At 67.9% G+C, this 15685-nt stretch carries 18 protein-coding genes; 16 read left to right on the top strand and 2 right to left on the bottom strand.

The features are described from left to right. From DER29_RS29385 to DER29_RS29375, 3 genes are all read left to right on the top strand, one after another. On the top strand, positions 1-610 hold a 610-nt coding region (locus DER29_RS29385), incomplete at its 5' end, for a hypothetical protein (RefSeq protein WP_233600215.1). 274 nt (positions 611-884) lie between these two features. Next, entirely contained in the window at positions 885-1295 is a 411-nt protein-coding gene (locus DER29_RS29380) for a low molecular weight protein-tyrosine-phosphatase (RefSeq protein WP_199729576.1), read from the top strand. Between the two features lie 86 nt (positions 1296-1381). Then, a complete protein-coding gene (locus tag DER29_RS29375) occupies positions 1382-2551 on the top strand; it encodes a glycosyltransferase (RefSeq protein ID WP_121400864.1) in 1170 nt (389 codons plus the stop codon). Here the strand turns inward: DER29_RS29375 and DER29_RS35680 are convergent. Then, positions 2548-2859 (bottom strand): hypothetical protein, encoded by a 312-nt coding sequence (locus DER29_RS35680; RefSeq protein WP_233600233.1) that lies wholly within the window; start codon positions 2857-2859, stop codon positions 2548-2550. The genes DER29_RS29375 and DER29_RS35680 overlap by 4 nt on opposite strands. On the opposite strand from DER29_RS35680, the gene DER29_RS35675 reads away from it, so the two are divergent. The 13 genes from DER29_RS35675 (at position 2803) to DER29_RS29305 (ending at position 15195) form a co-directional block, all read left to right on the top strand. Next, on the top strand, positions 2803-3108 hold the full coding sequence (locus tag DER29_RS35675) for a transposase family protein (protein ID WP_233600232.1): 306 nt from the start codon (positions 2803-2805) through the stop codon (positions 3106-3108). The two genes, DER29_RS35680 and DER29_RS35675, sit on opposite strands and share 57 nt — an antisense overlap. A 201-nt stretch (positions 3109-3309) precedes the next feature. Continuing rightward, on the top strand, positions 3310-3819 hold the full coding sequence (locus tag DER29_RS29365; protein ID WP_121400863.1) for a hypothetical protein: 510 nt from the start codon (positions 3310-3312) through the stop codon (positions 3817-3819). 573 nt (positions 3820-4392) lie between these two features. Next, positions 4393-5532, top strand: coding sequence for a DUF932 domain-containing protein (locus DER29_RS29360; RefSeq protein WP_121400862.1), 1140 nt, complete (start codon positions 4393-4395; stop codon positions 5530-5532). A 137-nt stretch (positions 5533-5669) separates the two neighbouring features. Continuing rightward, positions 5670-6206 carry a hypothetical protein gene (locus tag DER29_RS29355; protein ID WP_121400861.1) on the top strand — a complete coding sequence of 179 codons (537 nt, stop codon included), beginning with the start codon at positions 5670-5672 and terminating at the stop codon, positions 6204-6206. Positions 6207-6529: 323 nt separating this feature from the next. Further along, positions 6530-8056, top strand: coding sequence for a ParB/RepB/Spo0J family partition protein (locus tag DER29_RS29350; RefSeq protein WP_233600214.1), 1527 nt, complete (start codon positions 6530-6532; stop codon positions 8054-8056). A 1690-nt stretch (positions 8057-9746) separates the two neighbouring features. Beyond that, a complete protein-coding gene (locus DER29_RS29340) occupies positions 9747-10421 on the top strand; it encodes a hypothetical protein (RefSeq protein ID WP_121400859.1) in 675 nt (224 codons plus the stop codon). A 536-nt stretch (positions 10422-10957) separates the two neighbouring features. Beyond that, positions 10958-11335 carry a hypothetical protein gene (locus DER29_RS29335; RefSeq protein WP_148710122.1) on the top strand — a complete coding sequence of 126 codons (378 nt, stop codon included), beginning with the start codon at positions 10958-10960 and terminating at the stop codon, positions 11333-11335. Between the two features lie 76 nt (positions 11336-11411). After that, positions 11412-11912, top strand: a complete 501-nt coding sequence (locus DER29_RS29330; RefSeq protein ID WP_121400857.1) for a hypothetical protein — start codon at positions 11412-11414, stop codon at positions 11910-11912. Positions 11913-12130: 218 nt separating this feature from the next. Next, the gene (locus tag DER29_RS29325; RefSeq protein WP_158619091.1) at positions 12131-12769 is read left to right on the top strand and encodes a GGDEF domain-containing protein; all 639 of its coding nucleotides are present in this window, start codon (positions 12131-12133) and stop codon (positions 12767-12769) included. A gap of 117 nt (positions 12770-12886) precedes the next feature. Next, the gene (locus DER29_RS29320; protein ID WP_148710121.1) at positions 12887-13333 is read left to right on the top strand and encodes a hypothetical protein; all 447 of its coding nucleotides are present in this window, start codon (positions 12887-12889) and stop codon (positions 13331-13333) included. A gap of 210 nt (positions 13334-13543) precedes the next feature. Then, the gene (locus DER29_RS29315; RefSeq protein ID WP_121400854.1) at positions 13544-13945 is read left to right on the top strand and encodes a hypothetical protein; all 402 of its coding nucleotides are present in this window, start codon (positions 13544-13546) and stop codon (positions 13943-13945) included. A gap of 11 nt (positions 13946-13956) precedes the next feature. Further along, complete coding sequence (locus DER29_RS29310; protein WP_148710120.1) at positions 13957-14343, top strand: hypothetical protein; 387 nt, start codon at positions 13957-13959, stop codon at positions 14341-14343. A 183-nt stretch (positions 14344-14526) separates the two neighbouring features. Continuing rightward, positions 14527-15195: a hypothetical protein gene (locus DER29_RS29305; protein ID WP_121400852.1), complete on the top strand. Its 669-nt coding sequence runs from the start codon at positions 14527-14529 to the stop codon at positions 15193-15195. 59 nt (positions 15196-15254) lie between these two features. Here DER29_RS29305 and DER29_RS34305 read toward each other — a convergent pair whose 3' ends face one another. Beyond that, a complete protein-coding gene (locus DER29_RS34305; RefSeq protein ID WP_158619090.1) occupies positions 15255-15668 on the bottom strand; it encodes a hypothetical protein in 414 nt (137 codons plus the stop codon). Positions 15669-15685: the final 17 nt, after the last annotated feature.

Raw genomic sequence — 15685 nt, 5'->3', positions numbered from 1 at the left:
CGACCCCGGCCTGCCGTCCTGGGCCGTGGACACCATCCAGCAGATCCTCAACGACGAGGACCACCTGGCGGAGATCGCCCACCAATCCTTCGCGCACCCTAACGGCTTCGACTCCATCCCCTTGGAGAACAGCCACCCGAGCCACCGCGTCCGACTGCACGTGTGGTGGCCGGAGGCACCGCTGCTTACCGAAGACATCCACAACCACGCCTGGAGCTTCGGCTCCCGCCTCCTGTCCGGTGCACTGAACTTTCAGACCTATCGGCAGTCGGACGAGGGCTCGCCGTATCTGCACTACCCGTGGCAGCTCGGCGGCAGCTTCGCGTACGACAACAGCGCCGTGACCACCGTCAAGCTCGCCCCGGTCCTGAACGCCACCTTCGCCGAGAACACGTACTACACCTTCGACCTGACTGAACTCCATCGCGTGGCACCGGTCAAAACCCAGCGGCCGGTCAGCACGCTGGTGATCATCGGCAGCTGGCAGCGCGACGGGTCGGATGTCTACACCGAGAAACCACGCCACGGCGAGGGCTACCGGCCGCTCAAGAACCCCTACCCGCCCCGCAAGCTCGCCGAGCGGCTACGCCGCTACCTCGACAGTCTTTGACCTCTTGCCCGGCTCGCTGAACCGAGGACGCGGCACACAGCGAGCCGGGCCCGCATACCGTCAAGCCGGCCACGTACGGGTGCACATCGTGACGGCGGCCCGCGAACCAGAATGCGCAAGGGTCGGACACTGAGCACCGATCGCATTGGTGCAGTCGTAGCGGCCCTCGGAACAGCTCACTGCCCGGCCTCATATAACGACCCGCCCGGCCCGCCCCCAGCAACCGTCGAACGGAGCAACCGCGATGCCGCCAGCATCACCAGCTCATCGAATCTTGGTCGTCTGCCTCGGCAATCACTGTCGAAGTCCCCTCGCCGCAGCGATCCTCGCAACACGCGGCGGGGATGCCGTCGTCGTTCGCTCGGCAGCCCTGCACGCCGGCCGCCTCGTCGACCAACCCGCACACCCCCTGATGATCGAGGCCGCCACGGCGCTCGGCTACGACCTCACCGACCACCGCGGCGTTCAACTCACCGCGGCGATGCTGCACTGGGCCGACACCATCCTCGCAATGGACCAGTCGATCCTCACGCGCCTGCGAGAGCAAGCCCATCCCGACGACCAGCTCAAGCTGCGCCTCTATCTCCCCGACGCCGACGTACCCGACCCGTGGGAGAAGACCGCCGCCGACTTCACCGCGTGCGCCCAGCTGATCGACCAAGGGGCCGACCAACACCTCGCATAGCAACCCGAGATCGGGCGAAATCGGTGCCGAAAGAGCGGCTAAACTGCCTCGACCCGTCCGGCACCCACCACCCGAAGTGGTAACGCATGGCCCTCTACAGCGCCCAGCACCTCCGCCAACTCCGCATGATCGTCACCGGCGGCGGCACCGGCGGACACACCTATCCAGCCCTAACCACCATCACCACCCTCCAGTCGCGAATGGCCGAAGCTGGCACCACGCCCGAGCTGCTCTGGGTCGGCGTTGCCGACGGGCTCGAAGCCAAGATCGCCGAGCGCAACCGAATTCCGTTCAAAGCGATCACCACTGGCAAACTCCGCCGCTCCCCCAACCCACGCGAGCTGGCCCGCAACATCGCCGACGCCTTCCGCATCCCTTTGGGAATCGCCCAAGCAGCCCTCACGGTCGCCCGCACCCGGCCCGCAGTCGTACTCAGCACCGGCGGATACGTCTCCGTCCCCATCGGCCTCGCCGCCCGCCTGTTCCGCGTCCCGTACCTGCTCCACGAACAAACGCTCACCCTCGGCCTGGCCAACCGCATCCTCGCGCGCGTAGCCACCCGCATCCTGCTCAGCCACCAGGCATCCCTCGACCACCTGCCGCCCCGGGCCCGCCGCCGCGCAGTCGTCACCGGCAACCCCGTGCGGCCCGCAGTTCTGCAAGGAGATCCCACGAGAGGCCTCACCGCGTACGGCCTCGACCCCGCCCTACCGCTCGTACTCGTCACCGGCGGAGCCTCCGGCGCCCAACAGATCAACCGAATGCTCGCCGGCGCCCTACGGGACCTTCTGCCCCACTGCCAAATCGTCCACCAGTGCGGCAGCCTCAATTACGCCGAAATGCAACAGGTCGCGGATGATCTACCCCCGCAGCTCGCACCCCGCTACCGCGTCGTCGACTTCATACACGACGAGATGCCCGACCTGCTCGCCGCAGCCGCCGTCGTCGTCGCCCGCAGCGGGGCCGGCACGGTCGCCGAACTGACCGCACTCGGCAAGGCATCCGTCCTTGTCCCATACCCGGTGTCCGCCGGGGACGAGCAGCGCATCACCGCCCGGCACCTCGCAAAGGAAGGCGCCGCCGTCATGCTCGACGGCGACCAAGCCACCCCCCACCAACTCCGCGCCGTCACCACGAACCTACTGACCGACTCCCGCCTCCGAACCACGATGTCCCAAGCCGCCGCGGCACACGGCCGACCAGATGCCGCCGTCCGAGTCGTAACCGAGATTCTTCGGGTCGCCGCGCACCACTAACGATCTCGTGCGAGGTTGCGAATCCTTGAGTATCGATGATCGTTGTTCGTGCCGTGGTGGGTGCTGCGATCATGACGAATCGTCGGTTGACGGGCCTGTCCCGCTCGGTGATTGAGGGCCTGGTCAGCGAGCTGGGGCCGCAGCGGCGGACACAGCACCATGACCGGCTCGCCTCGCGGACACGCGGTCGCCGGATCGGAGCGGGAGCCAAGCATCGGTTCGGGTTCGTTGATCGGCTGCTGGCCACGCTGGTGCACCTGCGGCACGGGCTGACGCACGATGTCGTCGCCGCCTGGTTCGGTGTCCACCGCTCGACGATCAGCCGCAGCATCGCCGAGGTCAGGCCGCTGCTGGCCGAGCGTGGCTGCCGGGTGCACGACGGCGTCCGGCTTCGGAACCCTGTCCGACGTGGTGGCGCACCTCGGGTACCACCCGCAGGCGTTGATGGGCGCCACCGAGGTTCGGGCACGTCGGCCGATCGCGGGGCGGAGCGGGCGGGACCGGTTTGTGTCCGGCAAGGCCGGGTTGAACACGATGAAGGCCCTGGTGATTTGTGATCCGCTCGGCCGGCTGCTGTTCTACCGCCCGAGCTCCGACTGCTAGCATCAGAAGCTCTTCGGCCTCACGTTCACGGCGTTTGCGGTGTGAGGCTGGGTTGTTGGTTGTTTCAGGCGGCCGGGGGGTTGCCACTTCGTCCGCGCGAGCGGATGAAGTCCCCCGGTCGTTTCCACCGCTGGACAGTCGCGGGCAGGGGCAGCATGGAGATCCGGAACATCGGTGGTCAGCCGCACACCGACATCGCCGGGGCGGCTGAGTTCACATGTCGTTCCGAGGCGACGGTCCGACTCAAGACCTCACCCAAGCAACGCGAGCAGGGCTCCGGTTGGCCCGCGCCAGTCAAGCAAGACAAGAAGTCCTGGTTTCCCATCGACGAGTTGAAGCGCGTCCGGGACATCCTGCTGCCACAGATCGTCGAGTCCGCCAGAGCACGCGTTCATCAGGTCAATCTTGTTGGCGATCCTGAGGAACTGCTGCCTGCCGCCGAGTTTCGGAAGATCCTCGATATCAGTCAAGGCGCATGGGACTTTTACGCCGGCCGCAGCAAGGCGGCATGGAAACGCCACGAAGACGGCTACCTGCCCTTGTTCGATCTCGAAGAACCGGCACCTACGGGCGGCATGACTCGCTACTGGAAGCGCCGTCGGATACAGGAGTGGATCAACGTCAGGGGCGGGAGTGTCCAGGACCCAGATAGGCCGACCGAGTAAGTTGGACAGCACGCCGGCGCCTACCTTAACTCACTGAACCGACCTACACCCAACAGCCTCCGACTCGATCAGCGTCTCGCCGCCCAGCACCGCCTTTAGTTGGCTTTTCGCGCTTCAAGCATGGCGACGGCGTCCGTCGTGATCGACCCAGTGAACCGCTGCGCCGACGGATATCTTGTCGGGGTGAGGTCAAGAACCATCACCGGCGGAGGAGGCGGCGCTCGTCGTGTCCGGTCCGGCGTTGCTCCTAACTGCACCGATGCGGTTGAGGTGAGGTCAACTGCGCCACGGTGGCAGCGACCGAGCCGATTCGGGCCGTAACACGAAAGCCGACTTGGTGCCATGTCACGCCCCAAAGCCCTCACTCCCCACCGAGATACGCCCCGCACTCTCCTATCAGCCATCGCCCCCAAACCAAGCCGGCGAATGACATAAAGCCCGCTCATAACTTTCAAAGAGAGCGCGATTCAAGTGGACATGGAGACAGAACCCATGTATCCTTATATACATGAGGGAGGGGCGGCAACCCCCGACCGAATGACCAACAATTCCAACCTCACCGAAGGAAGTGCCGTGAGCGACACGATCAGCACCATCCCCCTGTCGGCCCGACACGCCTCCCTGGCGGACCTGACCGCCATCCTCAATCAGCAGCAGGGCCACAAGCTCGACATCGTGGCCGGCACCGGGATGCTGCGAGCCGAAGCCGGCCACCTGCGCATCACGGGGGCAGAGCCGGTCCTCACCGACACCGGGGTCACCTCCGCCGATGGGCTGTACCTGCCCACCGAACTCGGCGACGCCGGACTCGGCGAGAAGCTGGGCATCCCCACCGCCTACCTCCGCAAGACCCGCGCCCAGGCCCTGCACCTCTACGACACCAACGTCAACGGCTGGCTCGATCTCCAACACGGCAAGCGATACCTCGCCCGCTGCCTGTCCGACGGCAACGGCGGCGGCATCCTGCGCGCCTTCCTCAGCGACGGCTACAAGATCATCGACCACCTGGACGTGTTGATGTCCGCGCTGACCGGCATCCGTGAGTCCGGGCTGCGGGTGAACCTCGCGTGCGACCTGAGCGAGCGGCGCATGGTCGTGCGGGTCCACTCCGAGGCGATCAAGTCGCTCGCCCCGACTCTGCTGCGTAACTACCGCAGCCCTTTCACCGGAGCGACCGGGGCGGACAACCCGACTGTCTTCGCTGGGCTCGTCTTCACCAACAGCGAGACCGGTGCCGGCGCGATGACCATCACCCCGCGTATCGTCGTTCAGGTCTGCGACAACGGCGTGACCGTCACCAAAGATGCCCTGCGTGCGGTTCACCTGGGCGCGAAGATGGACGAGGGAACGATCCGGTGGAGCAACGACACCCACGAGGCGAATCTCAGCCTTATCGGTAAGCAGGCCCGCGACGCCGTGCGCCGCTTCCTTGATGTCCGCTACGTTCGCCGCAAGATCGAGGAGATCGAGGAGAAGGCGGGCCGGCGCATCGCGGACCCCGACCACACCATCCGCGTCGTCGGGCAGCGGCTTCGCTTCACCGAGGACCAGCAGCGCCTGATCCTCAACCACTTCATCGACGGCGGGGACCGAACCGCCGGGGGCATGCTGCACGCGGTCACCAGCGCCGCGCAGACCCTCAGCGACCCCGATGCCGCGTTCGACATGGAAAGCGTCGGCATCCGGGCCATGGAGATCGCTGCCACGCTCTGACCGTTGGGCGGGTGCCGCCGCCAGCGGCACCCGACCCCCAGCGGCCCGCACCCGCAACTTCCGCCGGTGTTCCCGCTTTGCACGCTCGGTTGTCGCGTGCCATCCCGTGCCGATCTTCTCCCACCGATGGAGCACCCATGCCCATGTTCATCGGGCTGCCTCACGGCGTGTCACTGCCCCGAAACCTCGCAGAGCCCGACGCGCGACACCTCGTATCCGTACTCGCCCGCACCTTCCAGTGGACTGGCCCCCTGTTCGGCCGCGCGGAGGTCGAGGCGTACCTACACGCCCAGGCAGACGACCCCGCCACCCTGCCCAGCCCCGCACTGACCGACGAGGACTGGCAGCGCGTGCAAAAGACCGCCGCGTGGAAGGGCCTCGCCCTCGATGCCCGCCGCGCGATCGCCGCAGCCGACGTCATCGGTCAAGCCCTCCGGCAGGCCGGATGCTGCTGCACCCACTGCGACACCCCGATTTCCGGCGCACCAACCGCCAACTGGGGCCTGTGCCCCGTCTGCCTGAACCGCGCACACCTCGCCGACCTACAGCTCATGCCGTGCCCGGCAGGCGACGGTGCCAGCAAACACCGTTGGGACGGCGGCACCTGCACCGACTGCACCATGCCGTCACCACCCAACCGCCCACACCTCACCGCCCTCGCCACAGCCGCCTGACTGATCCAGCCCGGTTCCTTGACAACTCCACAGCGACCCGCACGTAGCCCACCACCACCGCTGCCTTCGGCAGCGGTCCCACGAACCACCGGAGTGCTCTGGACGGCAACCCCAGACGCGCCCCGGCCAACCAACACACCCACAACCCGAAGGGAGCACGGACCGTGCTCACGCAAACCGCACCCGCACCGCAGATCGACAGCGAGGCCCCGGCAGCCGACGATCTTCCCGAGTCCTCCGAGGCAGCTTCGACCGACACGGACGCCCGCTCGCAGGGTACCGGCGACGACCAGGACATGCCCGAGCTGCCCGGCCGGCACTGCATGGTCGAGGTCGCCAACATCAAGCCCAACCCGGGTAACGCCCGCGACGACGCGCAGGCCCTCCCCGGCATCGTGCAGAACCTGCACCAGGACGGTGTTCGCGGCCTGCTCTCGCCGCTGATCGTCACGCCGCTCGGGCTGGGCGACGACGACGGTCCGTACCTCATCATCGACGGCGAGCAGCGCTACTGGTCCGCCGTCGAGGCAGAGCAGAAGTGGATCCAGGTCATCGTTCGTGACGACCTAGCCGCCAACCGCGAACAGCTCATCAGCATGCTCCGGCAGGTCCACCGCACCGACCTCACCGCCGCCCAGCAGGCCCGAGGCATCCAGCAACTCGCCCTCGACGGCATGACCGACGACGACATCGCCCGACACACCGGCTACCAGCCGGAGCAGATCAAAGCCGGGCGGCAACTCGCCACCCTGGACAAGCGCACCACCGAACGCACGCACACCCTCGGGCTCGACCTCACCCAGGTCGCCGCGCTCGCAGAATTCGCCGACGAACCCGAATGCGTCGAAGCACTGCTGGACGAGGCCGAGAATGGGCCCTTCGCCTTCGCCCGTGCCGTCGAGCAATATCGCGGCACCCGGGCCGCCATCGCCGCAGAAGCCGCCCGCCGCGCCGAACTTGTCGCTGCCGGAATCACGCTGCTGTCCGAGCACCCCCGGTACAACGACCCCAAGATCAAGGAGGTCAGCGACCTACGCGACGCCGAGGGCAACCACGTCGACCCCGAAGGGCACACCGGCTGCCCCGGCCACGCCGTCCGACTGTTCCTCACCTACGACGACCGACTGACGGAAACCACCTACTGCACCGACTGGCGCGCGCACGGCCACGCCCTGCCCGCCTACGCCATGACCTCCACCCGCAGCGGTCCCATGACCGAACAGGAGAAGGCCGAACGGCGACTGGTCATCGAGAACAACAAGGCCATGGAAGTCGCCAACACGGTCCGTCGTGAATGGCTGGCGACGTTCCTGACCGCCAAGACCCCGCCGAAGGGCACCGCGAAGCTCATCGCGGAGATGCTGGCCGACTCCGGCTACATCCTCTCTACCTGGGTCAACGGCGGACGGAAGATGCTCGACGAACTCCTGTCACCGGGCAAGACCAAGCGACCCGGCACCAAGCGCGTCCCCGCGCGAGGTGTCAGCGACGGCCGTTACTCGGTCATGTCGCTCACGGCAATCGCCGCCGCCAACGAAAGCGGCATTACCCGGTCTTCCTGGCGGGCACCCGACCCGGCGGTCGCCAAGTGGTTGCAGTGGTGCGTCTCCAACGGCTTCCAAGTCGGCAAGGTCGAACAGCTCATCATCGACTCCGTCGCCAACCGCACGAAGCAGCGTGCCGACCTCACCGTCGTCACGGCCCCGGAGCCCGACGAGCTGCTGTCTGGGCTCGACACCGACACCGCCGACAACGAGATCGCGCCCCGGCCGGACGAGGGGACGCCCGGCCCCTCGGACGACACCGACGAACCTGCCGGGTCCGAGCCGGAAAGCCGTCTCGCCGCCTGATCCAACCGGTCGGGGGCCACACCAGGCCCCCGACCGGCACCCCCGCTACACCAACGAAGATCACCAGCCCTCCGGTGGGCGATACGAAACACCAACGACCGACCGCCGTCCTCAACCATCTACCGGTCAATCAGCACCGCTCGACCGCGCGCGCTGCCGGATACAGGGCGCATCGAGCGCCCGGCTCCGGACGAGGAGCGCTCACGCGCCCCCCTCGCCTCCCCACCCACTACCGTCCGCCCAGCTAGGCACGGCACGGCTCCCTACCGTCCGCCCGCAAAGAAGCATCCGAACGGAACCCCATGCCCACACCGGCCCCGAACCCGCGCCCCACACTCAGCAACCCCGATAAACACCTGCACGTCGTCCAATACTCCGGCGGCATCGGAAGCTGGGCCGCCGCCCAACGCGTCGCCGCCCAACCTTCCCCCTACTCGACCCGCCGCACCTCACCAAGCAGGAACTACTGGACTCGGCCCGGCAACTCGGACTACGCCCACCACGGCTCTACGACCTCGGCCTACCACACAACAACTGCGGAGGAGCATGCGTCCGCGCCGGCAAACACCACTGGGCACGACTACTACACGTCCTGCCCGACCACTACACCGCCGCCGAAGCAGCCGAAACCCAACTACGCGAAAAACTCGGCGACGTCGCCATCCTCACCGAACAACGCCACCGCCAACGCCACCGACTCCCCCTATCAGAACTGCGCCAACGCCTCACCGGCGACGGTCATCTATAACCATCACCGACACCCGGTCAGACGAATGACGCCCACGTCTCGCGCGGTTGCGCAGGGTTGTCCCGGGTCATCAGCTTTCTTTGTCCTCGCGTCGTCGTGCACCTGACCGTTGCTCCCGCGGTCACCGGGCGGGCCGGACGGCCTCCGAGCAACCCACCGATCGCAGCCGGCCCGCCCTGCCAGCTCCGCGCACACACCACGGGCTTGCCCTGACGCAGAATGGCAAGCCCAACAAGCAAGGTGTATAGTAATAGCCGGTCTTCGGGGACGGCGAACCTCCGAGCGACCGCCCTCCAACAACCCCACGGAGCCACAATGTCGATGCCGCCACACCCCCACGCGGTCAGCGCACCACGACCCCACGGCCCACTCGACGCACGCGACGACATCGCGCGGCTGCTCGATCGCGACGGCCGCTGGCGTCTCTTCCGCGACAACAACCCACACGGCCTACGCCTCGACACCCACGGAGACAGGTGGACGCTCACCCGCGAGCACCACGTCCACATCACGACGGCCAAGGGCGAACGATGGGAGATGCGCGCTGAGCCGTCGGCCGTGTGCGTCGGCGGCTGGGACGCCCAACGCCGCGAATACGTGGCCCGTAGACTCCCATCCGGACAGGTAGTCGCCAGGGGCGACACGCAGTACGGAGTCTTGGCACGCGCCGCCCGACGCTGCATGCCCCCTGCCCAGCAGCAACCGCCATGCCGCAGAGGTGAAACGACCTAACGGCGGAGGCCGGGGGGTTAGTTTGGCGAACTCCCCCCGGCCGCCTGGCGTCCGACGCCCACAGGCCCCAACGAACCCAACGCCGAACACGTGGCACCCATCGTACGACAACCCCCAGCGGCGACGGCGAAGCAGACCATGAGCAGCACTCCCACCCTGTACCAACCGGCAAGCCACCCCGCTCAACCCGGCATGCGGCATCATCACTGCATGCCCACGCGCTCCCCCGACCCCGACGTCGTCAACCACGTCGAAGCAGCAGCGCTGCTCGGAATCTCCGTCAGCCACCTGCACCGGCTCTACCGCGAGCGCAGCACCACCGGGTTTCCCGAACGCACCGCCGACGGCCGCACCTGGAACCGCGAAGACATCGCACGATACGAGCCACCCAGCAACAGAATCAGACGCAGCACCCAAGCCAGCATCGATCGCACCGGAGACCCCAACGAACTCGTTGACGTCGCTACCGCAGCCCGCATCCTCGGTTACACCAACCGCAGCGCCCTACACGGCAACAACCCCGTATGGCTGCGCCTGAAGGAGTGCCCCGACGAAAGTTCTGCAAGCGCGGGGGGCCGCACACGCCGGCGTTGGAAGCGCGAAACCGTCTGGAAGATCGCCGAAGACCGTGTCGGCAGAGGCGGCGCCGAAAGCACAGGACGGCCGATCGGCAGCCCACACGGACACCCCGACCGCACCGGCGACCCCGACGAACTCGTCGGCAAAGCCGAGGCAGCCCGGATCCTCGGCTACAACCACCCCAACGCCCTGCCCACTCCCGTGCTCGACCGCGCCGACGAACAGAACACCGGCCCCGCCGGACGCCGCCGCCTCAAATGGCGACGCGCCACCCTGTGGACCATCCTCGACCAGCGCACCAACTGACACCGAACCGCCCGCCGCTCAACAAGCGCCGACCCCAGGACAACGACAAACCCCGCCCTCGCAGACCTGCGCCGGATGCTCGCCGTCAAGACGCCCGGCCCTGACGGGCCAGGCAAACCGGAAGCGGCCTCCGGCCGCACTGCCAAAACCCCTCCCTTCAACGGTGGGGGCCGCAACAGGCTAGCGACGTGCTCGCTCCGGTCAAGTTCGGCCGCGGCTCACAAAACATCATGCACACCCCGCATGATCTTTTGCTCGAAACCCCGCGGCCGAACTTGACCTCCACTGCGCGCGCCACGGACGAGCAAGCTCGCCCCCCACCGCCGAAAGAAGTGGGGGGGCGAGCAAGCTCCGCACCGGTCCACGCTCGCAGCGCAACCGCCAGGTGCCACCCTTCACGATCATGAAGATCCCAGGTCACCCCAGGACCGGGAAGGGTAGAAACACAGCCCTCGATGGTGTATAGTAATAGTTGTCCGGAGGGAACGGCGAACTCCCGCCGGACACGCCCACAAGACCCAACCAGAAGAGGTGTCATGAGTCGTCACAACCTCACCCCCCTTCCCCACCGAATCGACCACAAGGTCAGCGTGGGCTGGGACCGTCCGCTGACGTCGTACTTCGCCGTTGTTCTGAACCACGGCGAGACCGACGAGACGAGCCCCGACGCCCTGCCCGTCTGGCTGGGCGCAATGGAGCGGGTCACGGACCCGGACGAGGTCATCGAGGCCGTCCGGCCCTACGCCCACATCCCCGACACGCTGCGAATCGACCTTGAGGCGGACCGCGACCGAGAAGGCAGCCGAGTCCCGGCGCGCTACCTCTTCCGCGTCACCATTGACGGCACCACGACGCGCGCCCTGGTGCCGGTGCACGAGATGCGGCCGAACCTCCGCGCCAGCCTCGCCCTGTAGGGCACGACCGCCGCAGCCCTCGATCGGTGCCGGCCCGGAAGGGCCGGCACCGGCAACCAACGCGCGAGGAATCACCATGACTAAAATCGACATTCTCGTCGCCCTGAGACACCGCCCCACGCTCGCCGGACTGGTCGTACCGTGGATCACCGCCCACATGCCCGACGGGCGCTATCGATTCGGCGCGATCGACGCGCAACGGTTGGGCGCATCACTGCGCGACCACCGGTGCCAGATCTGCGGCGAGCCGACGTTCCGGCCCTTCGTGTTCGCCATGCGCGACGTCGACCTACCCCGCCTGATCGCTCCCGAACCGCCCATGCACCCCGAGTGTGCCCACTACAGCGCCACCGCCTGCCCGATGCTCGCCGGCACGATGACCAGATACCGAAGCGAGCAGCAGACCAACGGGGAAGCCTCCGGCGACCCACGCAACGCCCGCCCCGGACACGCCGCCCACACCTGGTACCTCGTGTGGACGACGGACTACACCCCTTTCCTGGATCCGCAGACCCGCCAGCCCGCCGCACGAATCGCCCTCGGAGACATCCTCCGCATCCGACCGATCCGCCGCTAGCTCTAGCCGCCTATTAGGGCGAGGGCCCGGCGGCATCCCGAGGAGACGCCGCCGGGCCCTTGCACAAGAAACACCGCTCAAGATCGAAAAATAACAGCCACTCTGGCACCGGCACGGGTAGAGCCACATTCATCCATGGTGTATAGTAATAGTTGTTCGGGAGGGACGGCGAACCCCAACCGAACACCCCCCACCAACCCAACCCCAGGGAGCCCTCAGTGCACGACCCCATCACCTACGCGCTCCTCCTCGGCACCAGCGCGAGCTGCTTCGCGCTCATCGCACAGAACCGGCACCTCCGCTCCGCCCTGAACGCCGCCCGACACGACGCCGACCACGACGCGCTAACCGGGCTGCCGAACCGTCGCGCCCTGGTCGCTCACCTCAACGGCCTACTCAGCGACCGCAAGCGGCCCGTCTCCGTGATCATGCTCGACCTCAACCGCTTCAAGGACATCAACGACGAGCACGGCCACGCCACCGGAGACGCAGTCCTGCGAGAGGTAGCGCACGTCCTCACCGAACTTCGGATGCCCCGTGCATTCGCCGGCCGCATGGGCGGCGACGAATTCGCCGTCGTTGTCGACGGCGACGACGATCTCAGCCGCGCCTACGCCCACGCTGTCGCCGACGCCCTCAACCACCGAATGATCATGATCCAGTGGCAGACCTTCGGCTGCCACGCCAGCGTCGGACTCGCCGTCGCCAACAACAGCCACCGCACCGCCTTTGAACTCCTTCACCACGCCGACATTGCAATGTGCGTCGCCAAAGAACGCGGCGGCAGCGTCCAGGAATACCGCCCCGGCCTCACCATCGCTCCCCGCACCGGCAACCACCGCCGCCGCTACCGGTAGGCCCACCGGCGGCCCGGGTCAGCGCCACCCCCTCCCCGACCCGGGCCGCCCACCCCACCCCGCACCACAGCGGCACGGCGACGCCGCCCCTCACTAACCCCAGCACGAGGAGCCCGCATGTCTGCCCTCACAGCCCCCACCATGGCCCTCCCCACCACAACCCCCGCCGTCCACCGCACCAGCCAAGTTCTGACCATGCTCGACGACGCTCGCCACCGCATGGCCGACGTCATCAACCACCTGGAGCTATGCGACCACCGGCCCGCCTGGCCGACCAGCGGGGTATACGACCTCACCACCGCCGTTGAACTACGAACGGCAACCGTCGCCCTGATCGCCTACGCCCGCCGGCACCACTGCACCGACTGCAACCCCGGACGCATGCGCGCCACCCTGCGACTGGCCGCAATGCTGCTCGACCTCTGGCAGCACGGCAAGCACTACGTACAACGCCCCCACCTGTACCCCCTCACGCTCGCCCACCGCACCCACCGACTGATCAACGACACCGCCGGATGGACCATCACCGGCAACCCCGCCCGCCTACTCGGCCAACGCGACTAACCCACGCTGCCCGGCCGCCCGCAGCGGCCGGGCAGCCCGAAGGAACGTCGTTCGAGCGCACCAGCCGGTGACCACTCCCGGCGCTCGCCCTCCGCGCCTCAGCAGGAGCCACCGCCGAAGGCCCACCGCGCAGCCTGCGTTCGCGACGACAGCCACCACGAGGCCGCAGCCCAACCACGCCAAATGACAGACCCGCCCGGAGGCCCCTCAATGTCATGGCACATCCGCCACCCCCGCGACCCGCGCCAATCGGTATGCGGGCTCCCCGTCGCCGACGTACGCCGCTGGGAGACCGAACACCCCCCGCGCATCGACTACACCTGCGAGGACTGCTACACCCAGCTACCCGAGGCAGCCCGACCCGACGACGCCACCCACCCGACCGGCGACGCCACCCTCATCGACACGCTGCGCCGCATCGTCGCCAACCAGCAGTACGCCAAGATCGACGGGGTGATCGTCGACACCTGGTCGGCTGCCGTCACCGTCCTGATCTGGGACCACCTCCGCGACGACAAACGACAGCGGCTCCTGACCCTGCCATCACACGAACTGATCCTGCGATGCGTCGCGATCTACACCCGCCTGCACGCCAGGAACAACGCGCAGTGAGCCACGGCCGGATGCCGCAGTGGTTCCACTTCGGGCCGTGGGTGTTCGACATCGACGCCGCACGAACACTCATCGCAGCCACGCCCCGCGCCACCAGCCCCGTTGACGTCACCGCCTGGGCCACCGCCTACGGCCTAACGCACCTCGACAACCCGAACCCCTGGGCGATCAGTCTCATCGGGCCAGCTCACAACGCCATCAACCGCACCTACGCCATGACCACCGACCTAACGCAACCGCTGATCGTGGCGCACGTCGACATCCCCGGCGCAGCACCAGCACCGCTACTCATCGACGGCACCCACCGCCTGTACCGAGCCTGGCGCGAGCACCTACCACAGCTACCCGCGCACCTACTCACCGTCGCAGAAACCCGTCAGATCAAAACCCAGCGCTGACCTATCCGGCCCTCTCCCGTCGGCCACTACCCGCCGAGCGCCCGGCCGCATACGAGGCGGCCGGGCCACCCCACCGCGACGACTCCTGCGCTCATCGAGCACGCCGCCGGCCGCAACCGCTCCCGTCGCGTACCGGCCCTCCGCACCAGCACCCAGCGCCCCTACTTCGAGAGGACACCGCCCGTGGACATGGCCCGCGCCGCACTCGTCACGATCGCACAGACCTGCGCCGACTGGGCACCCAACTACTTCCGCATCCCAGGCGGTAAGAACGCAGCTGTCCGCTACATCGCAGACGGCCACCTCGACGGACTCACCCTGAAGTACGGCCGTTCTGCGGTCTGGGAGGCCGTGGCCGCCCACCTCGACGCCCACCCCCACCTACTCACCGCACCATGCACGACTCAGGCCGAACGCGACAAGCGACAGGCCGAGCGCGACGCCTACGCCGACCGCTACCTGAAAGCCGCCCTCCGCCACTACAAAGCCGCCGAGCCCTACGAGGCGCTAGCCCTCATCGACCGCGCGGAACTGGCCTCGCCGACCTTCAAGGACTACGAGCAGTTCCGCACCGCCACCCGCAAGAAGACGCCGCCCTTCATCCCTGCCGACCTCACCGGCACCGCGCTACTCCGCAGGGTCACGCTCCCCCTCGCCGCCCCGATCCCCGGCCCGCCCGTCATGTACCACGGCAGCGAACCCCTCGATTGGGTCTACCCCGGCCGCACCGTCATCGAAGGGGACTGGCCTGCCGCCATCCCGGAGCACTGCACCGCCACGGACAGCGATACGCAGACGCTCGCCGGTGGCCTCATCGTCGTCTGTACCGGGTGCGGACTCGACTGCACGTAGACACAACCCCGCAGCGTTGGCCGGTCCGGTCGCACCCCGGACCGGCCAACGCTCGCAGCTCAGGTCATCTGATTCCCGCCGGCATCCCCGACCGGCGGCACTCGCGCGTCGGGCACCTGAACCGCCGTGCGACGCCGACGCGGCAGCACCTCGCCCAACTCCCCGATCCGCGCACGCACCGCAGCACCATCCGCGCCACGCCGGTACGACCGCACCCGGGCAACGTCCACCCCGGTCAAGCTCGCCGCCAAGCCGTCATCGCGAAGCACCGTCGCCAGCACCGCCACGGCCAAGCCGTGAGCCGCCGCAGCCGCGTCGACCTCCTGATCCAGCCGCGCCACGGCATCATGCCGCCGCCGCTGCACCTCCTGCACCGTGCCGGCCGCCTGCTCGACCGCCCGCACCGCCCGCAGCTCCAATTCCTGCCGCCGCCGCAGCGCCCGAGTCGCCTCATTCCCCGTTCTACTCGCCATTTCCCGACAGTAACCAC

It is taken from the genome of Micromonospora sp. M71_S20 (assembly GCF_003664255.1).
In the GTDB taxonomy this organism is placed as follows: Bacteria; Actinomycetota; Actinomycetes; order Mycobacteriales; family Micromonosporaceae; genus Micromonospora.
This window is presented reverse-complemented; position numbering and strand designations above follow the sequence as displayed.